Consider the following 26,541-nt stretch of genomic DNA (forward strand, 5'->3'; position numbering starts at 1 on the left):
GGGTAGGCTCGGAATCGCGCCGGTGCACCGTTCGTCACCGGGAAACGACATGTGGAGAGGAGCCCTGACTCACGGTGAGCACCAAGCCGACGACCACAGAGCTCAAGTGGACCGAACTGGACCAGCGTGCCGTCGACACGGCCCGCGTCCTTGCCGCGGACGCGGTCCAGAAGGTCGGAAACGGCCACCCGGGCACGGCGATGAGCCTGGCCCCCGCCGCGTACACCCTGTTCCAGAAGGTCATGCGGCACGACCCGGCCGACCCCGAATGGGTCGGCCGCGACCGCTTCGTGCTCTCCGCGGGGCACTCGTCCCTCACGCTGTACACGCAGCTCTACCTGGCCGGCTTCGGCCTGGAGCTCGACGACCTGAAGGCGTTCCGCACCTGGGGTTCCAAGACCCCCGGCCACCCGGAGTACGGCCACACCACCGGCGTCGAGACCACCACCGGCCCGCTGGGCCAGGGTGTCGCCAACGCGGTGGGCATGGCCATGGCCGCCCGCTACGAGCGCGGTCTCTTCGACCCGGAGGCCGCCCCCGGCGCCTCCCCGTTCGACCACATGATCTACGCGATCGCGGGCGACGGCTGCCTCCAGGAGGGCATCTCCTCCGAGGCCTCCTCGCTGGCCGGCCACCAGAAGCTCGGCAACCTGGTGCTGCTGTGGGACGACAACCACATCTCCATCGAGGGTGACACGGAGACGGCCGTCTCCGAGGACACCATGAAGCGCTACGAGGCGTACGGCTGGCACGTCCAGCGCGTCGAGCAGCAGCCGAACGGCGACCTCGACCCGAAGGCGCTGTTCGCCGCCCTCCAGGCCGCGAAGGCCGAGACGGAGCGCCCCTCCTTCATCGCGATGCGCTCGATCATCGCCTGGCCGGCCCCGCACGCCCAGAACACCGAGGCCGCGCACGGCTCGGCCCTGGGTGACGACGAGGTCGCCGCCACCAAGCGCGTGCTCGGCTTCGACCCGGAGAAGACCTTCGAGGTCTCCGACGAGGTCCTCGCGCACACCCGCGAGGCGCTGGACCGCGGCCGCGAGGCCAAGGCCGCCTGGGACAAGGAGTTCTCCGCCTGGCGCACCGCCAACCCGGAGCGCGCCGCCGAGTTCGACCGCATCAACGCCAACGAGCTGCCCGCGGGCTGGGAGGACAAGCTCCCCGTCTTCGAGACCGGCAAGGGCGTCGCCACCCGCGCGGCCTCCGGCAAGGTGCTCGAAGCCCTCGGCCCGGTCATCCCGGAGCTGTGGGGCGGCTCGGCCGACCTGGCCGGCTCCAACAACACCACCATCGACAAGAACTCCTCGTTCCTGCCGAAGGACAACCCGCTGCCGGAGGCCGACCCGTACGGCCGTACCGTCCACTTCGGCATCCGCGAGCACTCCATGGCCGCGTCCATGAACGGCATCGCGCTGCACGGCCACACCCGCATCTACGGCGGCACCTTCCTGGTGTTCTCCGACTACATGCGCAACGCCGTCCGCCTGTCCGCCCTGATGCACGTGCCGGTCACCTACGTGTGGACGCACGACTCCATCGGCCTCGGCGAGGACGGCCCGACCCACCAGCCGGTCGAGCACCTCGCCTCGCTGCGCGCCATCCCGGGCCTGAACGTGGTCCGCCCGGCCGACGCGAACGAGACCGTCATCGCCTGGCGCGAGGTCCTGCGCCGCCACACCAAGGTGTTCGGCAAGGGTGCCCCGCACGGTCTGGCGCTGACCCGCCAGGGCGTGCCGACCTACGACCGCAACGAGGACGCGGCCAAGGGCGGCTACGTGCTCTTCGAGGCCACGGGCCCCGAGGGCGAGAGCGCCGAGGCCCAGGTCGTCCTCATCGGCACCGGCTCCGAGGTCCAGCTGGCCGTCGCCGCGCGCGAGGCCCTGCAGGCCGAGGGCATCCCGGCGCGCGTCGTCTCGATGCCGTGCGTGGAGTGGTTCGAGGAGCAGGACCAGGACTACAAGGACAGCGTCCTGCCCCCGTCCGTCAAGGCGCGCGTCGCGGTCGAGGCCGGCATCGGCCTGACCTGGCACCGCTACGTGGGCGACGCGGGCCGGATCGTCTCGCTGGAGCACTTCGGTGCCTCCGCCGACGCCAAGGTGCTGTTCCGCGAGTTCGGTTTCACCCCCGAGGCCGTGACCGCCGCCGCCAAGGACTCCCTCGCCGCCGCCGCGCGCTGACGCCGGTACAGAACCAACGTAGGAGATGTAATCCCATGACAGACGCACTCAAGCGCCTCTCCGACGAGGGCGTGGCGATCTGGCTGGACGACCTGTCCCGCAAGCGCATCACGTCCGGCAACCTGGCCGAGCTCATCGACCAGTCGCACGTGGTCGGTGTCACCACCAACCCGTCGATCTTCCAGAAGGCGATCAGCAGCGGCGACGGCTACGAGCAGCAGCTCGCCGACCTCGCCGCCCGCAAGGTCACCGTCGACGAGGCCATCCGCATGATCACGACGGCGGACGTCCGCGACGCCGCCGACATCCTGCGCCCGGTCTTCGACCGCACGGACGGCCAGGACGGCCGCGTGTCGATCGAGGTCGACCCCCGGCTGGCCCACGAGACCACGGCGACCATCGCCGAGGCCAAGCAGCTGGCCTGGCTGGTGGACCGCCCGAACACGCTGATCAAGATCCCGGCGACCAAGGCCGGCCTGCCGGCGATCACCGAGGTCATCGGCAAGGGCATCAGCGTCAACGTCACGCTGATCTTCTCGCTGGAGCGCTACCGCGCGGTCATGGACGCGTACCTGTCGGGTCTGGAGAAGGCCAAGGCCGCCGGCCTGGACCTCTCCCTGATCCACTCGGTCGCCTCCTTCTTCGTGTCCCGCGTGGACTCGGAGATCGACAAGCGCCTGGACGCCGTCGGCACCGACGAGGCGAAGGCCCTGAAGGGCAAGGCGGCCCTCGCGAACGCCCGTCTGGCCTACGAGGCCTACGAAGAGGTGTTCTCCTCCGACCGGTGGAACGCCCTGGAGCGGCTCGGCGCCAACAAGCAGCGCCCGCTGTGGGCCTCGACCGGCGTCAAGGACCCGGCGTACAAGGACACCCTGTACGTGGTGGACCTGGTCGCCCCGAACACGGTGAACACCATGCCGGAGGCCACGCTGGAGGCCACCGCCGACCACGGCCAGGTCGCCGGTGACACCGTCCGCGGCACCTACGCGCAGGCGCGCGCCGAGCTCGACGCGGTCGCCAAGCTGGGCATCTCGTACGACGATGTGGTCCAGCTGCTCGAAGACGAGGGCGTCGAGAAGTTCGAGGCGTCCTGGAACGACCTGCTGAAGTCGACCGAGGCGGAGCTCGCGCGCCTCGCCCCCACGGAGGCCTGAACACCTTGTCTGTAAACGGAGCGAACCCGCTTCGTGACGCACAGGACCGGCGGCTCCCGCGCATCGCGGGGCCGTCCGGCCTGGTCATTTTCGGCGTTACGGGTGACCTGTCGCGCAAGAAGCTGATGCCGGCCGTCTACGACCTGGCCAACCGCGGCCTCCTCCCGCCGGGTTTCTCGCTGATCGGGTTCGCCCGGCGCGAGTGGCAGGACGAGGACTTCGCCAAGGTGGTCCACGACGCCGTCAAGGAGCACTCGCGCACGCCCTTCCGTGAGGAGGTCTGGCAGCAGCTGGTGCAGGGCTGCCGCTTCGTCCAGGGCGACTTCGACGACGACGAGGCCTTCCAGACCCTGAAGGCGACGATCGAGGAACTCGACAAGGCGCAGGGAACGGGCGGCAACTTCGCCTTCTACCTGTCCGTCCCGCCGAAGTTCTTCCCGAAGGTGGTCCAGCAGCTCAAGGACCACGGTCTGGCGCAGAAGGAAGGCTCCTGGCGGCGCGCCGTCATCGAGAAGCCCTTCGGCCACGACCTGAAGAGCGCCGAGGAACTCAACAAGGTCGTCCACGAGGTCTTCCCCCGGGACGAGGTCTTCCGGATCGACCACTACCTCGGCAAGGAGACCGTCCAGAACATCCTGGCGCTCCGCTTCGCCAACACCATGTTCGAGCCGATCTGGAACCGGTCGTACGTCGACCACGTGCAGATCACCATGGCCGAGGACATCGGCATCGGCGGCCGGGCCGGGTACTACGACGGCATCGGCGCGGCCCGTGACGTCATCCAGAACCACCTGCTCCAGCTGCTCGCGCTGACCGCGATGGAGGAGCCCGGATCCTTCCACCCGAAGGCACTGGTGGCGGAGAAGCTGAAGGTGCTGACCGCGGTGGAGCTGCCCGAGGACCTGGGCAAGCACACCGTGCGCGGCCAGTACTCGGCGGCCTGGCAGGGCGGCGAGAAGGTCGTCGGGTACCTCGAAGAGGACGGCATCGACCCCAAGTCGAAGACCGACACCTACGCGGCCATCCGGCTGGAGATCAACAACCGCCGCTGGGCGGGCGTCCCGTTCTACCTGCGGACGGGCAAGCGCCTGGGCCGCCGGGTGACCGAGATCGCGGTGGTCTTCAAGCGGGCCCCGTACCTGCCGTTCGAGTCGGGCGCGACCGAGGAGCTGGGGCAGAACGCCCTGGTCATCCGGGTCCAGCCGGACGAGGGCGTGACGGTGCGGTTCGGCTCGAAGGTGCCGGGCACCTCCATGGAGGTGCGGGACGTCACGATGGACTTCGCGTACGGCGAGTCCTTCACGGAGTCCAGCCCGGAGGCCTACGAGCGGCTCATCCTCGATGTCCTCCTCGGCGACGCGAACCTCTTCCCGCGTCACCAGGAAGTCGAGCTGTCCTGGAACATCCTCGACCCGATCGAGGAGTACTGGGACAAGCACGGCAAGCCCGCGCAGTACCCGGCGGGCACCTGGGGACCGGTCGAGGCGGACGAGATGCTCGCACGAGACGGACGGAGCTGGCGCCGGCCATGAAGATCGACCTCACGGAGACCACCTCCAGCAAGATCAACGCCGCGCTGGTGCAGGCGCGCCGGGACATCGGCACGCCGGCCATCGGCATGGTCCTCACGCTGGTGATCGTGACCGACGAGGAGAACGCGTACGACGCGCTCAAGTCGGCGAACGACGCGTCCCACGAGCACCCCTCACGGATCGTCGTCGTCGTCAAGCGGGCCGGCCGTTCCGTGCGCGCCCGCCGCGACGCCCGTCTCGACGCGGAAGTCCGCGTCGGGGCGGACGCCGGCAGTGGTGAGACGGTGGTGCTCAGGCTCCACGGTGAACTGGTCGACCACGCCCAGTCCGTGGTCCTCCCGCTCCTCCTGCCGGACGCCCCCGTGGTCGTCTGGTGGCCGGACGGTGCTCCGTCGGACCTGGCGCGCGACCCGCTGGGCGCGCTGGGGCAGCGCCGGATCACGGACACGTACGCCTGCGAGGACCCCATCGGGTACCTGTCGGCCCGTTCGGGTGCGTACGCGCCCGGTGACACGGACCTGGCGTGGACCCGGATCACGCCCTGGCGCTCGATGCTGGCCGCCGCACTGGACCAGCAGACCGTCTCGGTCGTCACCTCGGCGGTCGTCGACGGCGAGGACGAGAACCCGAGCTGCGAGCTGCTGGCCATGTGGCTGGCGGACCGCCTCCAGGTCCCGGTCAAGCGGACGGTCTCGGCCGGCCCCGGCCTGACCTCGGTGCGGCTGCGCACCAAGGACGGCGAGATCGTCCTGGACCGTGCGGACGGGTCCCTGGCCACGCTGTGCATGCCGGGGCAGCCCGACCGCGGGGTGGCGCTCAAGCGCCGCGACACGGCCGAGCTGCTGGCGGAGGAACTGCGCCGGCTGGACCCGGACAACACCTACGAGGCCTCGCTGAAGTTCGGCGTGGCCCGGCTGGAGGCCTCCGCGGAGGCGGCTCCGGCGAAGGCGACCGACTCCCCGGAGACGGTGACCGGCCCCAAGGCCGACGCAGCGGCCGCGAAGCCGGCGGCCAAGCCGGCCGCGAAGCCGGCGAAGAAGGCCCCGGCCAAGTAACCCGTACCCGCCGCGCGGGCCCGCCCCTCGAACGCCGGCGAGGCTGGATCTTCAGCCCGTCCGGCGTTCGGGGACCGGGGTCCGGGGCGCAGGCCCCGGGAAACGGGGAAGGGGCGGGGCGGGGCGGGGAGCAAGCACCGCGCGGCGGCACCCACCCGTATCAACGACAAGGCGGCAGCACATGGGTATGACGACTCCCCAGGTCGTCGTCCACCGGGACAAGGAGCTGATGGCGCAGGCCGCGGCGGCCCGGCTGATCACGAAGGTCGTGGACGCGCAGGCGGCCCGCGGCTCCGCGTCGGTGGTCCTCACCGGCGGCCGCAACGGCAACGGGCTGCTCGCGGCCCTCGCCGCGGCGCCCGCGCGGGACGCGATCGACTGGGCGCGGCTGGACCTCTGGTGGGGCGACGAGCGCTACGTCCCCGCCGACGACCCCGAGCGCAACCACACCCAGGCCCGCGAGGCCCTGCTGGACTCCGTCCCGGTGGATCCGGCGCGCGTACACGTGATGCCCGCCTCCGACGGTCCGTACGGGGCGGACGTGGACGCGGCTGCGGCGGCGTACGCGGCGGAGCTCGCCCGGGCCGCTGGCCCCGAGGACCACGGACCGGTCCCCCGCTTCGACGTGCTGATGCTGGGCGTCGGCCCGGACACGCACGTGGCGTCCCTGTTCCCTGAGCACCCGGCGGCGCGCGAGAGCGAGCGCACGGTGGTCGGCGTGCACGGCGCGCCCAAGCCGCCGCCGACCCGGGTCTCGCTGACCCTCCCGGCGATCCGGGCGGCCCGCGAGGTCTGGCTGCTGGCGGCCGGCGAGGACAAGGCCGGCGCGGTGGCGATCGCGCTGGGCGGCGCGGGCAGTGTCCAGGCCCCGGCGGCGCAGGCCTACGGCCGCTCCCGGACCCTGTGGCTCCTGGACCGCGCGGCCGCCGCGAAGCTGCCGGCGGGCCTGTACCCCCCGGCCGCGTCCTGACGGGCACGGCCTTCACGGGCACGGCCTTTTCGGGCACGGCCTGACGAACATCCCCGCGGGGTCCGGAGGCAGCGCTTCCGGACCCCGCGGGCGTTCGAGGTCAGTCCCGGCCGCGCAGCGACCGGTAGGTGGCGACCAGCGCGCGCGTGGAGGCGTCCATGCCCTCCACGGGCGCACCGTCCGTCAGCGCGGGCTCGACCCTCTTCGCGAGGACCTTGCCCAGCTCCACACCCCACTGGTCGAACGAGTCGATGTTCCACACCGCGCCCTGCACGAAGACCTTGTGCTCGTAGAGGGCGATCAGCTGGCCCAGTACCGAGGGCGTGAGCTCGGTGGCCAGGATCGTGGTCGTCGGGTGGTTGCCCTGGAAGGTCTTGTGCGGGACCAGGGCCTCCGCGACTCCCTCCGCCCGCACCTCGTCGGCCGTCTTGCCGAAGGCCAGCGCCTGCGTCTGCGCGAAGAAGTTCGCCATCAGCAGGTCGTGCTGGGCCTCCAGGGCCGGCGGCAGCTCCCCGACGGGCCGGGCGAAGCCGATGAAGTCCGCCGGGATCACCTTCGTACCCTGGTGGATCAACTGGTAGTACGCGTGCTGCCCGTTGGTGCCGGGCGTGCCCCAGACCACCGGCCCGGTCTGCCAGTCCACCCGGTTGCCCTGCCGGTCCACGGACTTGCCGTTGGACTCCATGTCCAGCTGCTGGAGGTAGGCCGTGAAGCGGGAGAGGTAGTGGCTGTACGGGAGGACGGCGTGCGACTGCGCGTCGAAGAACGCCCCGTACCAGATCCCCAACAGGCCCATCAGCAGCGGCGCGTTCTCCTCCGGCGGGGCCGTGCGGAAGTGCCGGTCCATCTGCTCGAAGCCGTCCAGCATCTCCCGGAAGGCGTCCGGGCCGATCGCGATCATCAGCGAGAGCCCGATCGCGGAGTCGAAGGAGTAGCGGCCGCCGACCCAGTCCCAGAACCCGAACATGTTGGCCGGGTCGATGCCGAAGTCGGTGACCTTCTCGGCGTTGGTGGACAGCGCCACGAAGTGCCGTGCCACGGCGGCCCGGTCGCCGCCGAGACCCGCCAGCAGCCACTCCCGGGCGGAGGTGGCGTTGGTGATGGTCTCGATGGTCGTGAAGGTCTTCGACGCGATGATGAACAGCGTCTCGGCCGGGTCCATCCCCCGCACGGCCTCGTGCAGGTCCGCGCCGTCCACGTTGGACACGAAACGCAGCGTCAGATCCCGGTCGGTGAAGGCGCGCAGCGCCTCGTACGCCATCGCCGGGCCCAGGTCGGAACCGCCGATGCCGATGTTGACGACGTTCCTGATGCGCTTTCCGGTGAAGCCGGTCCACTCCCCCGACCTGACCTGGGCGGAGAACGCCGCCATCTTGTCGAGGACCGCGTGGACCTCGGGGACGACGTTCTCGCCGTCCACCTCGACGACCGCGTCGCGCGGCGCGCGCAGGGCGGTGTGCAGGACCGCCCGGTCCTCGGTCGTGTTGATCTTGTCCCCGCGGAACATCGCCTCGCGCAGCTCCGCCACGCCCGTCGCCGCGGCCAGTTCGCGCAGCAGTGCGAGCGTCTCGTCGGTCACGAGGTGCTTCGAGTAGTCGATGTGCAGGTCGCCGACCCGCAGGGTGTAGCCGGTGCCCCGGCCCGGATTCGTCTCGAACAGGTCCCGCAGATGCGTCTGTCCCAGCTCGTCCCGGTGCTTTCCGAGTGCCTGCCACTCGGGGGTCCGGTTGAGCCTCGCGCGGCTTTCTGCGTTCATCTCGGACATCAGCCCTCTTCCATCCTGTCGTGCCCCGCCGGTCACCAACCTAAGGGATCAGCGGGCGGGCAACGGACACAAAGAGGCCCGGCCCGCAGGAAGGATTCCTGCGGGCCGGGCCTCGTTCTCACGTTCGTTCGGATGTTCAGATCTCACCGCGGAGTTTGGCGAGCGCCTCGGCGAGGATCGCCTCGCCGTCGGCGTCGGTGCGCCGCTCCCGTACGTACGCCAGGTGCGTCTTGTACGGCTCGGTGCGCGGCGGCGCGGGCGGGTTGTCCCGGTCCTGGCCGGCCGGGAACCCGCAGCGCGGGCAGTCCCAGGTGTCGGGCACCTGTGCGTCGCTGGCGAAGCTCGGCTGCGTCTCGTGCCCGTTCGAGCACCAGAAGGAGATGCGCAGGCGGGGCGCGGACTCGCCGCGCTCGGCCTCACCCATCGGCCCCGCTCCGACCCGGCTACCACGGATCGCGTTGCCACTTGCCACGGTCGTAACTCCCTGCGTGATGGTGCCGCGGAGCGTGAGTGGAATATCCGCTGCGGGCGCCCCAGTCTACGTAAGGCCCAACGCGCGTCCAGCGACCGGAGTTACTCGCTCCGGGTGCGGACGCCGGTTCCCATGATAGGCAGGGGGGACCCGGCGGACGGCCGAAATGGCCAGAACCGTCAGCTGCTGGACTTCATCAGCAGGCCGAGCGCGACGATGCAGGCGAACCAGAGCAGACCGATGACGACGGTGATCCGGTCCAGGTTGCGCTCCGCGACCGAGGAGCCTCCGACGGACGACTGCATACCGCCGCCGAACATGTCGGAGAGGCCGCCGCCCTTGCCCTTGTGCATCAGCACGAGCAGCATCAGCAGGGCGCTGAACACGATCAGGGCGATCGAGAACCCCATAATCACGGCTGATTCCTACTTTCTGGCTTTCCGGCTCTGCAGGGATGTGCGCGGGGGCCAGCGGCTGGTGGTCAGCCCCTGGCCCCCGCAAGGGTACGACGGATCCGCCCTACCGCATACTCACTGGTCGCGGAAGCGGACGATCTTGACGAACTCGTCCACATCCAGCGCGGCGCCGCCGATCAGGGCGCCGTCCACGTCGGGCTGGGCCATGATCGCGGCGATGTTGCCGGACTTGACCGAGCCGCCGTACTGGATGCGGACCTTGTCGGCCAGCTCCTGCGAGTAGAGCTCGGCGAGGCGGCCGCGGATCGCCCCGCAGACCTCCTGCGCGTCCTCGGGGGTGGCGACCTCGCCGGTCCCGATGGCCCAGACGGGCTCGTACGCGATCACGATGGACTCGACCTGCTCGGCCGGGACGTCCTTGAGGCCGCCGTCGACCTGCGCCAGCGTGTACGGGACCTGCTCGCCGGCCTTGCGGACGTCCAGGCCCTCGCCGACGCACAGGATCGGGGTGATCCCGTGCTTGTAGGCGGCCTTCACCTTGGCGTTGCAGAGCTCGTCGCTCTCGCCGTGGTACTGGCGGCGCTCGCTGTGGCCGACGGCCACGTACGAGCAGCCCAGCTTGGCCAGCATGGCGCCGGAGATCTCGCCGGTGTAGGCACCGGAGTCCTGCGCCGAGAGGTCCTGGGCGCCGTACTTGATCTTCAGCTTGTCGCCGTCGACCAGGGTCTGGACCGAGCGCAGGTCGACGAAGGGCGGCAGGACCGCGACCTCGACGGCGTCGTAGTCCTTGTCGGCCAGGGCGAAGGAGAGCTTCTGGACGTGCGCGATGGCCTCAAGGTGGTTGAGGTTCATCTTCCAGTTGCCCGCCATCAGCGGGGTGCGGGTGCTCATTAAGGGTCAGACCTCCAGTGCGGCGAGGCCGGGGAGCGTCTTGCCCTCAAGGTATTCGAGGGAGGCGCCGCCGCCGGTCGAGATGTGTCCGAAAGCGTTCTCGTCGAAACCGAGCGTGCGCACGGCCGCGGCCGAGTCGCCGCCGCCCACGACGGTGAAGGCGCCGCTCTCGGTGAGCGCCTGCGCGATGGCCTTGGTGCCGTTCGCGTAGTCGGGGTGCTCAAAGACGCCGACCGGGCCGTTCCAGAAGACGGTCTCGGCATCGGCGATCTTCGACGCGTACAGCTCGCGGGTCTTGGGACCGATGTCCAGACCCTCCTTGTCGGCGGGGATCTTGTCCGCGTCGACGGTGATGAACTCGGCCGGGGTCTTGCCCTTGAGGTCGGGGAAGTCCGAGGAGGCCAGGATGTCCACCGGGAGGACCAGCTCGACGCCCAGCTTCTCGGCGCGCGCCAGGTACTCGAGGACCACGGGGATCTGGTCCTCCTGAAGGAGGGAGATGCCGATCTCGTGACCCTGGGCCTTCAGGAAGGTGTAGGCCATGCCACCGCCGATGAGGATGCGGTCGGCCTTGCCGAGCAGCTGGTCGATGACGGCCAGCTTGTCGGAGACCTTGGCGCCGCCGAGGACGACCACGTACGGACGCTTGACGTCGGCGGTGAGCTTCTTGAGGACACCGACCTCGGTGGCGATGAGGTAGCCGGCCGCGTGCGGGAGGCGCGCCGGGAGGTCGAAGACCGAGGCGTGCTTGCGGTGCACGGCGCCGAAGCCGTCGCCGACGTAGACGTCGGCGAGCTCGGCGAGGCGGTCCGCGAAGGCGCCCCGCTCGGCGTCGTCCTTCGAGGTCTCACCGGCGTTGAACCGCAGGTTCTCGATGACGGCGACCCGGCCGTCGGCGAGGGCGGCGACGGTCTCCTTGGCGGAGGCGCCGACGGTGTCGGTCGCGAAGGCGACGTCCTGGCCGAGCAGTTCACCGAGGCGCCGGGCGGCGGGCGCCAGCGAGAAGGCCGGGTCCGGCTCGCCCTTGGGGCGGCCCAGGTGCGAGGCGACGACCACGCGGGCGCCGGCCTCGGCGAGCTTCGCGATGGTCGGCAGCACGGCGCGGATGCGGCCGTCGTCGGTGATGGTGCCGCCCGCGAGCGGCACGTTGAGGTCGGCGCGGACGAAGACCCGCTTGCCGCGGACGCCCTCGGCGAGAAGTTCGTCGATCGTCTTCATTGCTTTTGCTACTCCTTATACCGGTCCAGGCTGTTGCCCATCCCGGGCGTGAGGAACGAACAAGCGACAGGGCCCGCGCCGCGCTCCATCGCGCTGCCGGACCCTGTGCTCACATCGTGGTGCCTTGCCCTGGGACTATTAGAGCTGACCGCCGACGAAGACGGTGAGGTCGACCAGACGGTTGGAGTAGCCCCACTCGTTGTCGTACCAGCCGACGACCTTCACCTGCGTGCCGTCCTGAACCATGGTCAGGGAGGAGTCGAAGGTGCAGGAGGCCGGCCAGTTCACGATGTCGGAGGAGACGATCGCGTCCTCGGTGTAGTCGAGGATGCCCTTGAGCTGGCCCTCAGCGGCCTTCTGGAAGGCGGCGTTGATCTCTTCCTTGGTGGTCTCGCGGGAGAGCTCCAGGACGAGGTCGGTGACCGAGCCGGTCGGGACCGGGACGCGCATCGCGATGCCGTCCAGCTTGCCCTTGAGCTGCGGGAGGACCAGCGCGGTGGCCTTGGCGGCACCCGTGGAGGTCGGGATGATGTTCTCGGCGGCGGCGCGGGCACGACGCAGGTCCGAGTGCGGGAAGTCCAGGATCCGCTGGTCGTTCGTGTACGCGTGGACCGTGGTCATCATGCCCTTGACGATGCCGAAGTTCTCGTCGAGGACCTTGGCCATCGGCGCCACGCAGTTGGTGGTGCAGGAGGCGTTGGAGATGACGTGGTGGTTGGCAGCGTCGTACTTGTCCTGGTTGACGCCCATCACGATCGTGATGTCCTCGTCCTTGGCCGGAGCCGAGATGAGGACCTTCTTCGCGCCCGCGGCGATGTGCTTCGCGGCGTCGGCCTTCTTGGTGAAGATGCCGGTCGACTCGATGACGATGTCCGCGCCCAGCTCGCCCCAGGGGAGGTTCGCGGGGTCGCGCTCGGCGAACGTCTTGAACGTCTTGCCGTCGACGGTGATGGTGTCGTCGGTGTGGGAGACCTCGGCCTTGAGGCGACCCAGGATGGTGTCGTACTTGAGCAGGTGAACCAGGGTGGCGTTGTCAGTCAGGTCGTTGACACCGACGATCTCGATGTCCGCTCCCTGCTCCAGGAGCGCCCGGAAATAGTTGCGGCCAATTCGGCCAAAACCGTTGATGCCTACGCGGATCGTCACGAACCGATCTCCTCGTATGTGCGCCGGTAAGTCCGCCGGCGAGCTGTATGGGATGTCCCCGACCGCTTACGACCCTACCTCTCCGTGAGCTTCGGAGTGACATCGGTCGAGGCCTGACACTCCCCCGACTGCCTGGGGGGACTCCGCGACGCCCTGTACCAATCGCTCCGGCACGGGGCGCCCGGAATTCGGGCCCCGTCACGCACCGTGAGGGGTGACGGGGCCCGCGCTCAGTGGTTCAGCGAACGAAGGGCCTTACCGACGAGTACGGCTCGATCCGCAGCCGCCGGCACGTGTTCCAGGCCAAAGCCGAGCAGAACCGTGTGACGCGTTGTGATGGCCGCGTAGGACTTGAACAGCTCCGCGGAGCGGGACCAATCCCCGGGAGTCTCGGGGCTTCCGGCCGGTGCGCCCTGCGCGGTCCAGGTCCCGAGGGAGGTCTCGAAGCCCTCGGCGGCCTGGTCGGTGCCGCCGACGGACAGCCGCGCCTCGTCCGCGAAGACCCCGCGGCCACCGGAGCCCGGGTCGGTGATGGAGGACAGGGACACCTCCACCTTCTTGCCCGCGTACGCGCTCAGGTCGAAGGCGACCTGCTTCCAGCCGCCGGAGGATCCGGTGAAGCTGTTCCACGTACCGCTGGTGCCCTGCGCGGTGCAGCCGCCGGCGCCCAGCGTGAGGTAGCTGCGCAGGAACGGGTGGCCGTTGATGAAGTACCCGGCCGCGCAGTCCTCCGGGACGGCGGAGCTGCTCAGGCCGCCCGCGTCGGGCAGCGTGGTCCAGTCCGCGGCCCCCGTGGTGTGGGCCTCCAGGACGGCGTGGTCGTAGCCGTCCTCGGTGTTCCAGTTGAGGGCCATCTTCAGCTGGGGCCTGTCGGCGGCGGTGGCCCCGGTCAGGTCGATCGTCCGGACCAGCCGCTTCCAGTCGTTGTCCGTGTGGACGGCCGCGGCCATCCCGGCGCCGGCGAAGGGGGCGTACGGATTCACGACCCCGGCGTACTGGCCCGCCTGCGCGCTCTTGAACTGCGGGAACTGCGCGGCGGCGAGGGTGTCGGAGGTGGCCGTGTAGGAGCCGGGGGCGTTCAGCGGGTTGTCCGCCGCGTCCCCGAGGCCGCCCTTGGCGCCGTTCAGGGCGCCCGCGCCGGTGAAGCCGGTGGCCCCCTTGGCGCTCGCGCGGCTGTAGGCGCCGAGGTAGTACTGGCTGAAGTCGTTGGTGACGGCCCGGCCGACCTGGGCGTTGCCGCCCGCCAGTTCACCGGCCTCGATCAGCTTCCCGCCCTCGTTGAGGAAGTCCCTTACGGCGAGCTGGGTTTCGCCGCCGGGGGCCTTGGCGCCGGTGTAGTGGACGGCGGTGCCGAAGTGCGAGAGCACCCCGAGGTGGTGCGGGACGCCCTGGACGGCCACGTCCCAGACGGCCGCGGAGGTGCCGTTGGCGCGCAGGGCGTCGACGTACTCCTTGGCGTGCACGGCCTTGGCGCCCTCCTCGGCGATCACCAGGACGTCCGCGCGCGGCCGCTCGGCCACCTTGTACGTGAAGTGCTCGCTGGAGACCTGCTTGTCGGAGCGGTCGAGACCGGTGAACCACACCTCGACCGTGTCGCCCGGCCTGGCGCCGTCCACCTTGGCCCGGTACTCGTCGAACCAGTTGTTGTCCTCGCCGCCGTAGACGTCTCCGCCCTTCCAGGCCCTCAGCCCGTCGTCGTGCGTACGGCCGCCGTTGATCCGGAACTTGAGCTGCTTGTCGCGCAGCGCCTTGCGGGCGGTGACCGAGACCGTCTGGTCCTCGCCCTTGGCCACGTAGGAGGTGGTGAACGGGTCGAGCGTGAAGTCGGCGGCGCTCAGGCCGACCGAGGACCTCGGCTGGTCCGGGCGCGCGGCGCTCTCGCCGACGGACAGCGCGAAGGGGACGTTCTTGGCGAACTCCGCCTGGATGAGCTTCTCGTCGTCCGGGAAGTTGAACCCGGAGGCGCAGTCCTCGGGCTTCCACCGGTCGTCCGGGTCGGCGGCGGAGGCCGTCTGGCAGGTGGTCATCTCCGGCGTGAACATCATGACGCCGTTGACGTTGGAGGCGTGGCCGTCGGCCTCGCCGTTGGTGGTGTAGAGCTCGGAGGAGATCTGCGGGTAGTAGCCCGGGATCGCGGAGTTCTCCGGGGTTCCGGCGAGCGCCTTGTAGGCCGCGTCGTCGGGGGTGGGGGTGGCCACCTGCCAGCCCACGCCGTAGAGCAGCAGCTCGGAGGCGGAGTGGTAGTTGATGGCGTACGTGAAGCCGATGCGCTTCTCGAACGCGTCGAGGGCGGTGGTCTCGGGCTCGGAGGACGCCTTGGTGCCCCGGTAGGTCTCGCTCGCCGGGGTCGGGGAGGAACCCTCGTTGTCGTAGCCCCACTTGTAGGCGAAGTTGCGGTTGAGGTCGACGCCGTCGCCGGAGGTGATCTTGCCGTCGCCGTTGTTGTCGCGCAGGTTCTTGCGCCAGAGGCGCTCGCCGTCGGGGGCGTGGGTGTAGTCGTAGCCGTCGGGGTTGGCGGAGATCAGGAACCAGAGCTCGGTGGAGTCCACCAGCTGAGTGATCCGCTGGTCCTTGCCGTAGTTGTCCAGGGTGTGGTGCATCAGCCGCCGGGTCATCTCGGGGGTGATCCACTCACGGGCGTGCTGGTTGGACATGTACAGCACGGACGGCTTCTCGCCGTCGCGGGTCTTCTTCGCGTTCTTGGTGACCTTGAGGGCGAGGATGTCCTTGCCCTGGACGGTCTTGCCGATGGAGACGACCTTGGTGAGGCCGGGGTTCTCCTGGGCGGTCCGCAGGATCTCCTCCTGGAGGCCGCCCTTGCCGCTGTACGGGCGGAAGACCCCGTCCCCGGCGGCCTCGGTACGGGCCGCGGCTTTGGCGGAAACCCTGCGCTCGGCGAGCTTGACGCCCTGGGCGGCGAGGCCCTTGGCCTGGCCCGCGGTGAGGAAGAGCTCCACCTTGGCGGTCCCGGTCTGCGGAGCCCGCTCGGAGAGCTCGTGGGCGTCCTGGCCGGCGGCGAGGACGAGCGGGACCTGTTCGCGGGTGATGTCGGCGTCGTAGACCCGCACCTCGTCGGCGTCGGGCGCCGCCGTGGCCGAGGGCTGGGCCTGGGCCTGCGCCTGGGCCGTGACGGGAAGAGCGGCCAGTGTGGTTCCGAAGACGAGTGCGCTTGCGGCGAGGATCGATCTCGCGCGGTGCCTCATGTGCCCCCCTGGGCGTCGTCTGCCACCAAAGCGTTCGCCGACAGGCTCACGATCAGCCCATGCTCATGTCAATGGGGCATGCCGAAAGGGGCCCGCACGAGTGATCGCGCGGGCCCCTGTCCGGCGTACGACGGCCGGCGCCGGTGAGCTTCCTCAGCCGGCCATGTTGTCGGCCAGCTCCTCGCTGAGGTCGAGGTTCGACTCGGTGCCGGGGATGCCGAGGTCCTGCGCCCGCTTGTCGGCCATCGCCAGCAGCCGGCGGATCCGGCCCGCGACCGCGTCCTTGGTCAGCGGCGGGTCCGCGAGCGCGCCCAGCTCCTCCAGGGAGGCCTGCTTGTGCTCCATGCGCAGCCGGCCCGCCGCGGCGAGGTGCTCGGGGACCTCCTCGCCGAGGATCTCCAGCGCGCGCTGCACACGGGCTCCGGCGGCCACCGCGGCCCGCGCCGAGCGGCGCAGGTTGGCGTCGTCGAAGTTGGCCAGGCGGTTGGCGGTGGCGCGCACCTCGCGCCGCATCCGCCGCTCCTCCCAGGCCAGCACCGACTCGTGCGCGCCGAGCCGGGTCAGCAGCGCGCCGATCGCGTCTCCGTCGCGGACCACGACCCGGTCCACTCCGCGCACCTCGCGCGCCTTGGCGGCGATGGAGAGCCTGCGGGCGGCGCCCACCAGGGCCAGGGCGGCCTCCGGACCGGGGCAGGTCACCTCCAGCGAGGAGGACCGGCCCGGCTCGGTGAGCGAGCCGTGGGCCAGGAAGGCGCCGCGCCAGGCCGCCTCGGCATCGCAGGTGGCCCCGGAGACCACCTGCGGGGGAAGGCCCCGGATCGGGCGGCCGCGGCCGTCCACGAGCCCCGTCTGGCGCGCCAGCTGGTCACCGCCCGCCACGACCCGGACCACGTACCGGCTGCCGCGGCGCAGTCCGCCGGGCGCCATCACCACCAGGTCCGAGGAGTGGCCGAAGATCTCCAGGATGTCCTTGCGCAGGCGCCGGGCAGCGATCCCGGTGTCCAGCTCCGCCTCGATGACGATGCGGCCGCTCACCAGGTGGAGGCCGCCCGCGAACCGAAGAATCGCCGAGACCTCAGCCTTCCTGCAGCAGGTCCGGGTGACGGGGAGGCGGGAAATCTCATCCTTCACCGCGGGCGTCATCGCCATGGGCCGATCCTTCCATGCATCCGAAAAATACGGTCGTACGCGGCGGCCAGCAGCTCCGGATCGTGCTTCGGAGAGCCGTCCTGCCTGGCCACGGGCGCCAGCTCGACCGCGGCACCGAACCGTTTCGCGGCATCGGCGAGGGACTCGCGGTCGGGCACGGCGGCCTCGTCGGCCAGCACCACGTCCAGGGCGAGTTTAGGGGCGTGTCGGGCCAAAACCTCCAAATGACGCTGCGGAGAGAAGCCTTCTGTTTCGCCGGGCTGCGGCGCGAGGTTCAGCGAGAGGACCCGCCGGGCCTTCGTCACCATCAGCGCGTCGAGCAGTTCCGGCACCAGCAGGTGCGGGATCACGGAGGAGAACCAGGACCCCGGTCCGAGCACCACCCAGTCCGCGTCGAGGACGGCCGCGACCGCCTCCGGCACGGCCGGCGGGTCGCTGGGCACCACCTGTACGGAGAGCACCTCGCCGGGGGTCAGCGCCACGGTCGCCTGCCCCCGTACGGTGTCCACGTCCTCCGGGCGCGCCGGGTCATGGCCCTTGACCAGGGCCTGGAGCTCCAGCGGCACGGCGGACATGGGCAGCACCCGGCCCTGCGCGCCGAGCAGCTTGCCGACCAGGTCGAGGGCCTGGACGGGGTCCCCCAGCTGTTCCCACAGGGCGACGATCAGCAGGTTGCCGACCGCGTGCTCGTGCAGGTCGCCGGCGGACTGGAAGCGGTGCTGGATGACGCGGGCCCAGGTCTGGCCCCAGTCGTCGTCCCCGCACAGCGCGGCCAGCGCCTTGCGCAGGTCGCCGGGCGGCAGTACGCCGAGCTCTTCCCGGAGCCGGCCGCTGGAGCCGCCGTCGTCGGCGACGGTGACCACGGCCGTGAGGTCACCGGTGATCCGGCGCAGGGCGGTGAGGGAGGCCGAGAGGCCCTGTCCACCGCCGAGCGCCACCACCTTGGGCGTCGCGCCGCGACGGCGGCCGGTGCGGGCGCCGCCGTCCTCGCCCCGGCCCGAAGTGAGCCGGCGCAGACGGCGCAGCCGCAGGGTGCGTCCGGTCACTCGCGCCCCATGTCCCGGTGTACGACGACGGTCTCGACTCCCTCGGAGGCAAGGCGGGCGGCGAGCTTCTCGGACATGGCGACACTGCGGTGCTTCCCGCCGGTGCAGCCGACCGCGATGGTCACGTACCGCTTGCCCTCGCGGCGGTAGCCGGTGGCGATGAGCTGGAGCAGCTCGGTGTAGCGATCGAGGAACTCCTTGGCGCCGGGCTGGCTGAAGACGTACCCCGACACCTCCGGGTTGAGCCCGGTGAAGGGGCGCAGCTCGGGGACCCAGTGGGGGTTGGGGATGAAGCGGCAGTCGACGACGAGGTCGGCGTCGACGGGGAGGCCGTACTTGTAGCCGAAGGACATGACGGTGGCCCGCAGCTCGGGCTCCTCGTCGCCCGCGAACTGGGCGTCCATCTTGGCGCGCAGCTCGTGCACGTTGAGGCTGGAGGTGTCGATCACCAGGTCGGCGTCACCGCGCAGCTCGCGCAGCAGGTCGCGCTCGGCGGCGATGCCGTCGACGATGCGGCCGTCGCCCTGGAGCGGGTGCGGGCGGCGGACGGACTCGAAGCGGCGGACCAGCGCGTCGTCCGAGGACTCCAGGAAGACGATGCGCCGGGTGACCCCGCGCGACTCCAGGTCGGAGAGGGACTCGCGCAGGGCGTCGAAGAACTGGCGGCCGCGGACGTCGACGACGACGGCGATGCGCGCCACGTTGCCCTGGGAGCGGGCGCCCAGCTCCACCATGGTGGGGATGAGGGCCGGCGGCAGGTTGTCGACGACGAACCAGCCCAGGTCCTCCAGGCACTTGGCCGCCGTACTGCGGCCGGCTCCGGACATGCCGGAGATGATCACCAGCTCGGGGATGGCCGCCTCGGCGGCCCCGCCGGGCTCCACTGTCGTGCCCGTACTCACCTGTGCTCCGTCTCGGTCGTGCGCTGCGTCTCGGTCGTGCGCGGTCTCGTGCTCGTTCATTGCCCGGTCCCCCGTTCGAACGATGTTCCCGCGTGCGCGGGCGTCTCATCCTCAATGATCTCGCCTGTCGCCGTATTGACGGCAGGGCCGGCGGGGACCGCCCCGGCGAGGGCCGCGGCCAGGGTCTCGGCCGTCTTGCGGCCTATGCCCGGCACCTCGCAGATCTGGTCGATTGTCGCCTGTCTCAGCTTTTTCACCGAACCGAAGTGCTTCAGCAGGGCCTGTTTGCGGCTCTCGCCGAGGCCGGGCACCTCGTCGAGCGGCCCGGACTTCAGCCGCTTGCCCCGCTTGCTGCGCTGGTACTGGATGGCGAAGCGGTGGGCTTCGTCACGGACCCGCTGGAGCAGGTAGAGGCCCTCGCTGGTGCGGGGCAGTACGACCGGGTCGTCCTCGCCCGGCAGCCAGACCTCCTCCAGCCGCTTGGCCAGGCCGCACACGGCGACGTCATCGACGCCGAGTTCCTCCAGGGCCCGCTTGGCGGCCGCGACCTGCGGCTGTCCGCCGTCGACGACGACGAGCTGCGGCGGGTACGCGAAGCGCTTCGGGCGGCCGTCGTCCTCGGCGAGGGGGTCCTCCCCCTCCTCGGGGGACCACTCGCCGGTCTTGAGCTTCTCCTGGAGGTAGCGGCGGAAGCGCCGGGAGACCACCTCGTGCATGGAGCGGACGTCGTCCTGCCCCTCGAAGGACTTGATCTGGAAGCGCCGGTACTCGCTCTTGCGGGCCAGCCCGTCCTCGAAGACGACCATGGACGCCACGACGTCGTCGCCCTGGAGGTGCGAGATGTCGAAGCACTCGATGCGCAGCGGGGCGCTGTCCAGCTCCAGGGCCTCGGCGATCTCCTCCAGGGCCCGGGAGCGGGTGGTGAGGTCGCTCGCGCGCTTCGTCTTGTGCAGGGCCAGGGACTGCTGGGCGTTGCGGTGGACGGTCTCCATGAGGGACTTCTTGTCGCCGCGCTGCGGAACGCGCAGGCTGACCTGGGCGCCGCGGCGCTCGGCCAGCCACTGGCTGAGCGCGGGCGTGTCCTCGGGGAGCGCCGGGACCAGCACCTCCTTGGGGACGGCCTCGCCCTTCTCCTCCCCGTACAGCTGCTGGAGCGCGTGCTCGACGAGGCCGGCCGTGTCGACCGCCTCGACCTTGTCGGTGACCCAGCCGCGCTGGCCGCGGACGCGGCCGCCACGCACGTGGAAGATCTGCACGGCCGCTTCGAGCTCGTCCTCGGCGACCGCGATCAGGTCGGCGTCGGTGGCGTCGGCGAGCACCACGGCGTTCTTCTCCATGGCCCGCCGCAGCGCCCCGATGTCGTCGCGCAGCCGGGCGGCCTTCTCGTACTCCATCTCCTCGGCGGCCTCGTGCATCCGCTGTTCGAGGCGGGAGAGGTAGGTGCCGGTGCGGCCGGCCATGAAGTCGCAGAAGTCCTCGGCGAGTTCGCGGTGCTCCTCGGGGGTGACCCGGCCGACGCAGGGCGCGGAGCACTTGCCGATGTAGCCGAGCAGGCAGGGCCGGCCGATCTGGGCGGAGCGCTTGAACACCCCGGCGGAGCAGGTCCGTACGGGGAACACCCGCAGCATGAGGTCGACGGTCTCGCGGATCGCCCAGGCGTGCCCGTAGGGGCCGAAGTAGCGCACGCCCTTCTTCTTGGGCCCGCGCATGACCTGGACCCGGGGGTACTGCTCGTTCATCGTGACGGCGAGGGAGGGGTAGCTCTTGTCGTCCCGGTACTTGACGTTGAACCGGGGGTCGTACTCCTTGATCCAGGAGTATTCGAGCTGGAGCGCCTCGACCTCGGTGGAGACGACGGTCCACTCGACGGAGGCGGCCGTCGTCACCATGGTGGCGGTGCGGGGGTGCAGGCTCGCCACGTCCTGGAAGTAGTTGGCCAGGCGCTGGCGCAGGCTCTTGGCCTTCCCTACGTAGATCACCCGGCGGTGCTCGTCGCGGAACCGGTAGACCCCCGGCGAGTCGGGGATCTGGCCCGGCTTGGGGCGGTAGCTGGAAGGGTCGGCCATGCCATCCACCCTACTTGCGGCCTCCGACAACGGAGCCACACCACAACCCCTGCTCCCCGCCGCACCGGCCCCTCGGTACCTCGCCGTCCACCACGGCGACCCGGGCTGCGATCCGGCCCGGGTTCGGGTGCGGGCGCTGGAGAACTGCCGGACCGGGCGCGTGCGGTGGCACCGGCGGGAGGGACTCAGCCCGCGATGAGCTTGCCGCCCTCGGCCCTGACCGGGACGGCGGGCAGCGGGTCGGTGGCCGGGCCGCGCAGCACCTTGCCGGTGGCCGCGTCGAAGCGGCTGCCGTGGCAGGGGCAGTTGCCCTGGCCCTCGTCGATCTTGTCGAGGACGCATCCGGCGTGCGTGCACTGCGCGCTGAACGCCTTGTACTGCCCCTCCGCCGGGCAGCTGACGATCAGCTTCCGCTCGCGGTACAGCTTGGCGCCGCCGACCGGGACCTCGGCCGCGGCCCCGAGCTCCACGGGCTCGGCCGGGACCGCCGGGGAGCCCGCGCCGCTGTTGCCCTCGGTGGAGCACGCCGCGAGGGTCAGCCCGGCTCCGGCGGCCCCGGCGAGGGCGGCGGCGCCCTTGAGCACGGTACGGCGGGCTGCGGACTGCGACGCGGACATGCGGATCTCCTGGCGGGACGGTTCGGCTCGGCCCACCCGACGATACCGGCGCCCGATGGGGTAGCTTCCCCCGCGTGATCGTCGTCGGTGGAGAAGCCCTGATCGACCTGGTGCCCGCGGCGGCGCCGCCCGGCGCGCTGCTGCCCCGGCCGGGCGGCGGCCCGTACAACACCGCGCTCGCGCTGGGCCGGCTCGGCGCGCGGGTGGCGTTCTGCTCCCGCGTCTCGGCGGACGGCTTCGGCGAGAGCCTGCTGGCCGGGCTGCGGGCGGCCGGGGTGGACCTGTCGCTGGTCCAGCGCGGTCCGGAACCGACCACGCTGGCCGTGCCCTCGCTGGCCCCCGACGGCTCGGCCGCCTACCGCTTCTACGTGGAGGGCACGGCGGACCGGCTGTTCACGCTGCCGCCCGCACTGCCGGCCGGCGTACGGGCGCTCGGGCTCGGCACCTGCTCGCTCGTGCTGGAGCCGGGGGCCAGTGCCTACGAGGCCCTGCTGCGCCGGGAGTCGCAGCGCGGGCTGCTGACCCTGCTCGACCCGAACATCCGGCCGGCGCTGATCGCGGATCCGGCGGCCTACCGGTCGCGGTTCGAGGGCTGGCTGCCGTACGTCTCGGTGCTGAAGCTGTCGGAGGACGACGCGGCCTGGCTCGGCGGGCGGGTCCGCGACTGGCTGGCGGCGGGCCCGTCGGCGGTGGTGCTCACCCGCGGCTCCGAGGGGCTGACGGTGTGGACCCGGGAAGGCGCGGAGCACTCGGTGCCGTCCCGCCGGGTCACGGTGGCGGACACCATCGGCGCGGGCGACACGGTGGGTGCGGCGCTCCTGCACCGCCTGGCGGGGCACCGGGCCGGGCCCGTGGACTGGCCCGGGGTGCTGGAGTACGCCGCCCACGCGGCGGCGCTGACCTGCACCCGGGCGGGCGCCGAGCCGCCCTACGCGGCCGAGCTCTGACGCCTCAGCGCAGCGCGGCCCAGGCGCTGCCGCTCCTGACGGGCCGGGACGCGGTGGTCTCGGCCCTCGGCCCCGCGAACAACGAACAAGGGCAGGGCAGCCCCACAGCGCCCAGGCTCCGGGGCGGAGCCCCGAGGAACGGCGAAAGGGCGGGGCCGGGCAGCCCCCATCGCACCCGGGATCCGGGCGAAGCGCCGGACACCCGGCGGGTCCGGGGCGAAGCCCCGAGGAACGGCGAAAGGGCGGGGCCGGGCAGCCCCCACCGCACCCGGGATCCGGGGCAAAACCTCGGACACCCGGCGGGTCCGGGGCGAAGCCCCAAGGAACGATGGAAGGGCAGGACGGGGCAGCCCCCACCGCACCCGGGATCCGGGCGAAGCGCCGGACACCCGGCGGGTCCGGGGCAGAGCCCCGGGGAACGGTGGAAGGGCGGGGTGGGGCAGGCTCCCGCCCGCAGGGCTCCGGCAGCCCCGCGCACAGCACCCGGGAAGCCCCCGGCGCGGCCCCCGCGCCAGCCCCGGAGCGCGGGCGCGGGCCCCGGCGGCGATCCCCGCGGCGCGAGCCCCCTACGGGACCCTCCGGAGCGCGGCCACCAAGCGGCGACCAGCGGCCCGGGCCCCGGCGGCGCCCCCGGGGGGTGCGGCCCCCAGGCGGCCCGGGCCCCGCATGCCCCCGCACGACCCGCGGCCGCGACCGCGGTCAGGACTTGCGGGCCCGCGCCGTCGTCGTCTTCTTCACCGTCGCCGTCTTCTTCGCCGCGGCCGCCTTCTTCGCCGGCGCCGCGGTCTTCTTCGCGACGGCCTTCTTCCGCGCCGCCGGCACCGGCGCCGCGTCCAGCACCCGGTCCGCCCCCAGGATGTCCCGCAGGAACTTGCCGGTGTGGCTCGTACCCACCGACGCGACCTGCTCCGGCGTGCCCTCGGCGACGACGAGGCCGCCCCCGTAACCGCCCTCCGGGCCCATGTCGATGACCCAGTCCGCGGTCTTGATGACATCCAGGTTGTGCTCGATGACGATCACCGAGTTCCCCTTGTCCACCAGCCCCGACAGCACCTTGATCAGCTTCGAGATGTCCTCGAAGTGCAGACCCGTCGTCGGCTCGTCCAGCACGTACACCGTCCGCCCCGTCGACCGCTTCTGCAGCTCCGACGCCAGCTTCACGCGCTGCGCCTCACCACCCGACAGCGTCGGCGCCGACTGCCCGAGCCGCACGTACCCCAGCCCGACCTCGTTCAGCGTCCGCAGGTGCCGCGCGATCGTCGGCACCGCCTCGAAGAAGTCCAGCGCCTCCTCGATCGGCATGTTCAGGACTTCCGCGATGGACTTGCCCTTGTAGTGGACCTCCAGCGTCTCCCGGTTGTACCGGTCGCCGTGGCACACCTCGCACGGGACGTACACGTCCGGCAGGAAGTTCATCTCGATCTTGATCGTGCCGTCGCCGGAGCAGTTCTCGCACCGTCCGCCCTTCACGTTGAAGGAGAAGCGGCCCGGCAGGTAGCCGCGCACCTTCGCCTCCATCGTCTCGGCGAACAGCCGCCGCACGTGGTCGAAGACGCCCGTGTACGTGGCCGGGTTGGACCTCGGCGTCCGCCCGATGGGCGACTGGTCGACATGGACGACCTTGTCGACCAGGTCGTCGCCGTCCACCCGCGTGTGCCGCCCCGGCACCGACCGGGCGCCGTTCAGCTCGCGCGCCAGGTGGGTGTACAGGATGTCGTTGACCAGGGTCGACTTGCCGGACCCCGAGACACCCGTGACCGCCGTGAGCACGCCCAGGGGGAACGACACGTCGATGTCCTGGAGGTTGTTCTCCCGGGCGCCATGGACGGTCAGCTTCCGCTCCCCGTTCACCGGCCGGCGGACATCCGGGATCGCGATCGAGCGCTTGCCCGACAGGTACTGGCCCGTCATCGACTCGGGGTTCTTCAGCAGTTCCTTCAGCGAACCGCTGTGCACCACCTTGCCGCCGTGCTCACCGGCGCCGGGGCCGATGTCCACGACCCAGTCGGCCACCTTGATGGTGTCCTCGTCGTGCTCGACGACGATCAGGGTGTTGCCCATGTCCCGCAGCCGCACCAGCGTCTCGATCAGCCGGTGGTTGTCGCGCTGGTGCAGACCGATGGAGGGCTCGTCCAGTACGTACAGCACACCGACCAGGCCGGAGCCGATCTGCGTGGCCAGCCGGATGCGCTGCGCCTCGCCGCCCGACAGGGTGCCGGCGGCGCGGTTCAGCGAGAGGTAGTCCAGACCGACGTCCACGAGGAAGCGGAGCCGCTCGTTGACCTCCTTCAGGACCCGCTCGGCGATCTTCTTGTCGCGGGCGTCGAGCTTGAGCCGCCCCAGGAAGTCCGCGCACTCGCTGATCGACATCGCGGCGACCTCGGCGATGGACCGCTCCATCACCGTCACCGCGAGCACGATCGGCTTGAGCCGGGTGCCCTCACAGGTCGGGCAGGGCACCTCGCGCATGTAGCCCTCGAAGCGCTCGCGGCTCGCGTCGCTCTCCGACTCCGAGTGCCGCCGCTTGACGAACGGCACGGCGCCCTCGAAGGCCGTCGTGTACGCCCGCTCCCGCCCGTACCGGTTGCGGTAGCGGACCTCGATCTGCGTCTTGTGCCCGTACAGCAGGGCCTTGCGCGCGCGCAGCGGCAGCCCCGCCCAGGGGATGTCCGTACGGAAGCCCAGCTCTCCGGCGAGCGCGCCGATCAGCCGCTGGAAGTAGTCCTTGGTGTGGCCGAGGGACCACGGCGAGACCGCCCCCTCGTCCAGGGACTTGTCCTCGTCCGGAACGATCAGCTCCGGGTCCACCTCCATGCGCGTGCCGATGCCGGTGCACTCGGGGCAGGCGCCGAAGGGCGAGTTGAAGGAGAAGGAGCGCGGCTCCAGCTCCTCGAAGGACAGGTCGTCGTACGGGCAGTAGAGGTGCTCGGAGAACATCCGCTCGCGCTCGGGGTCGTCCTCGGCGAGGTCGACGAAGTCCAGGATGACCATGCCGCCGGAGAGCCCGAGCGCGGTCTCCACCGAGTCGGTGAGGCGGCGCTTGGCGCTGTCCTTGACGGTGAGGCGGTCGATGACCACCTCGATGGTGTGCTTCTCCTGCTTCTTCAGCGTGGGCGGCTCGGAGAGCTGGATGGTCTCCCCGTCCACCCGCGCCCGGCTGTAGCCCTTGGTCTGGAGGTCGGCGAAGAGGTCCACGAACTCGCCCTTGCGCTCGCGCACCAGCGGCGAGAGCACCTGGAAGCGGCTGCCCTCGGGCAGCGCGAGCACCTTGTCGACGATCGCCTGCGGCGACTGCCGCGAGATCGGGCGGCGGCACTCGGGGCAGTGCGGCTTGCCGATGCGGGCGAAGAGCAGGCGGAGGTAGTCGTAGACCTCGGTGATGGTGCCCACGGTGGAGCGCGGGTTGCGCGAGGTCGACTTCTGGTCGATCGAGACGGCCGGCGAGAGCCCCTCGATGAAGTCGACGTCGGGCTTGTCCATCTGCCCGAGGAACTGGCGGGCGTACGACGAGAGCGACTCGACGTAGCGGCGCTGGCCCTCGGCGAAGATCGTGTCGAAGGCCAGGGAGGACTTGCCCGACCCGGAGAGTCCGGTGAAGACGATGAGCGAGTCGCGGGGCAGGTCGAGCGAGACGTTCTTGAGGTTGTGCTCGCGAGCGCCACGAACGATGAGACGGTCGGTCACGCCAGTCCGCACCTTTCTTGAGAGAGCGGGGGCACGGGGCCCCCGTCCCAGGGTATGGGGGGCGCCTCTGCGATGGAGTGTGGTGAGTGGACTTCCGAGCGTATAGCACGCACATTCGATTTACGGCACTG

Annotated in this window: 19 protein-coding genes; 6 read left to right on the plus strand and 13 right to left on the minus strand. The window is 71.1% G+C overall.

What is annotated here, in order from left to right; translation table 11 throughout:
- The first annotated feature begins 74 nt into the window (after positions 1-74).
- The 5 genes from tkt (at position 75) to pgl (ending at position 6,888) form a co-directional block, all read left to right on the plus strand.
- A complete protein-coding gene (gene tkt, locus IE248_RS16805; protein WP_100583401.1) occupies positions 75-2,177 on the plus strand; it encodes a transketolase in 2,103 nt (700 codons plus the stop codon).
- Between the two features lie 35 nt (positions 2,178-2,212).
- Positions 2,213-3,331, plus strand: coding sequence for a transaldolase (gene tal / locus IE248_RS16810; protein ID WP_008741063.1), 1,119 nt, complete (start codon positions 2,213-2,215; stop codon positions 3,329-3,331).
- A gap of 5 nt (positions 3,332-3,336) precedes the next feature.
- Positions 3,337-4,863, plus strand: a complete 1,527-nt coding sequence (gene zwf, locus IE248_RS16815; RefSeq protein WP_100583402.1) for a glucose-6-phosphate dehydrogenase — start codon at positions 3,337-3,339, stop codon at positions 4,861-4,863.
- A complete protein-coding gene (gene opcA, locus IE248_RS16820) occupies positions 4,860-5,918 on the plus strand; it encodes a glucose-6-phosphate dehydrogenase assembly protein OpcA (protein ID WP_100583403.1) in 1,059 nt (352 codons plus the stop codon). The genes zwf and opcA overlap by 4 nt, the downstream gene beginning before the upstream one ends.
- Before the next feature lie 187 nt (positions 5,919-6,105).
- A complete protein-coding gene (pgl, locus tag IE248_RS16825) occupies positions 6,106-6,888 on the plus strand; it encodes a 6-phosphogluconolactonase (RefSeq protein ID WP_100583404.1) in 783 nt (260 codons plus the stop codon).
- Between the two features lie 100 nt (positions 6,889-6,988).
- On the opposite strand, the gene pgi is transcribed toward pgl, so the two are convergent.
- The 12 genes from pgi to IE248_RS16885 form a co-directional block, all read right to left on the minus strand.
- Positions 6,989-8,644 carry a glucose-6-phosphate isomerase gene (gene pgi, locus IE248_RS16830; protein WP_190031204.1) on the minus strand — a complete coding sequence of 552 codons (1,656 nt, stop codon included), beginning with the start codon at positions 8,642-8,644 and terminating at the stop codon, positions 6,989-6,991.
- A gap of 145 nt (positions 8,645-8,789) precedes the next feature.
- On the minus strand, positions 8,790-9,125 hold the full coding sequence (locus tag IE248_RS16835) for an RNA polymerase-binding protein RbpA (protein WP_007263454.1): 336 nt from the start codon (positions 9,123-9,125) through the stop codon (positions 8,790-8,792).
- 179 nt (positions 9,126-9,304) lie between these two features.
- A complete protein-coding gene (gene secG / locus IE248_RS16840; RefSeq protein ID WP_037792874.1) occupies positions 9,305-9,535 on the minus strand; it encodes a preprotein translocase subunit SecG in 231 nt (76 codons plus the stop codon).
- A 120-nt stretch (positions 9,536-9,655) separates the two neighbouring features.
- Entirely contained in the window at positions 9,656-10,432 is a 777-nt protein-coding gene (tpiA, locus tag IE248_RS16845) for a triose-phosphate isomerase (RefSeq protein WP_124288656.1), read from the minus strand.
- A gap of 6 nt (positions 10,433-10,438) precedes the next feature.
- On the minus strand, positions 10,439-11,650 hold the full coding sequence (locus IE248_RS16850; protein WP_008741071.1) for a phosphoglycerate kinase: 1,212 nt from the start codon (positions 11,648-11,650) through the stop codon (positions 10,439-10,441).
- A 138-nt stretch (positions 11,651-11,788) separates the two neighbouring features.
- A complete protein-coding gene (gap, locus tag IE248_RS16855) occupies positions 11,789-12,796 on the minus strand; it encodes a type I glyceraldehyde-3-phosphate dehydrogenase (protein WP_008741072.1) in 1,008 nt (335 codons plus the stop codon).
- A gap of 230 nt (positions 12,797-13,026) precedes the next feature.
- Entirely contained in the window at positions 13,027-15,999 is a 2,973-nt protein-coding gene (locus IE248_RS16860; protein ID WP_190031084.1) for a M14 family metallopeptidase, read from the minus strand.
- 153 nt (positions 16,000-16,152) lie between these two features.
- A complete protein-coding gene (gene whiA / locus IE248_RS16865) occupies positions 16,153-17,148 on the minus strand; it encodes a DNA-binding protein WhiA (protein WP_037792880.1) in 996 nt (331 codons plus the stop codon).
- Positions 17,139-18,194, minus strand: coding sequence for a gluconeogenesis factor YvcK family protein (locus IE248_RS16870; RefSeq protein WP_008741076.1), 1,056 nt, complete (start codon positions 18,192-18,194; stop codon positions 17,139-17,141). The genes whiA and IE248_RS16870 overlap by 10 nt, the downstream gene beginning before the upstream one ends.
- Positions 18,191-19,156, minus strand: coding sequence for an RNase adapter RapZ (gene rapZ / locus IE248_RS16875; protein ID WP_073778715.1), 966 nt, complete (start codon positions 19,154-19,156; stop codon positions 18,191-18,193). The genes IE248_RS16870 and rapZ overlap by 4 nt, the downstream gene beginning before the upstream one ends.
- Positions 19,153-21,162, minus strand: a complete 2,010-nt coding sequence (uvrC, locus tag IE248_RS16880) for an excinuclease ABC subunit UvrC (protein WP_037792887.1) — start codon at positions 21,160-21,162, stop codon at positions 19,153-19,155. Before uvrC ends, rapZ begins: the two co-directional genes overlap by 4 nt.
- A 185-nt stretch (positions 21,163-21,347) precedes the next feature.
- Positions 21,348-21,779, minus strand: a complete 432-nt coding sequence (locus IE248_RS16885; protein ID WP_073798894.1) for a Rieske (2Fe-2S) protein — start codon at positions 21,777-21,779, stop codon at positions 21,348-21,350.
- Positions 21,780-21,853: 74 nt separating this feature from the next.
- Between IE248_RS16885 and IE248_RS16890 the strand changes: the two genes are divergently transcribed.
- Positions 21,854-22,726 carry a carbohydrate kinase family protein gene (locus IE248_RS16890; RefSeq protein WP_073798895.1) on the plus strand — a complete coding sequence of 291 codons (873 nt, stop codon included), beginning with the start codon at positions 21,854-21,856 and terminating at the stop codon, positions 22,724-22,726.
- Between the two features lie 699 nt (positions 22,727-23,425).
- Here IE248_RS16890 and uvrA read toward each other — a convergent pair.
- Positions 23,426-26,410, minus strand: coding sequence for an excinuclease ABC subunit UvrA (gene uvrA / locus IE248_RS16895; protein ID WP_037797395.1), 2,985 nt, complete (start codon positions 26,408-26,410; stop codon positions 23,426-23,428).
- Between the last annotated feature and the right edge of the window lie 131 nt (positions 26,411-26,541).

Source organism: Streptomyces goshikiensis, from assembly GCF_014650555.1.
GTDB classification, from domain to species: Bacteria; Actinomycetota; Actinomycetes; order Streptomycetales; family Streptomycetaceae; genus Streptomyces; species Streptomyces goshikiensis.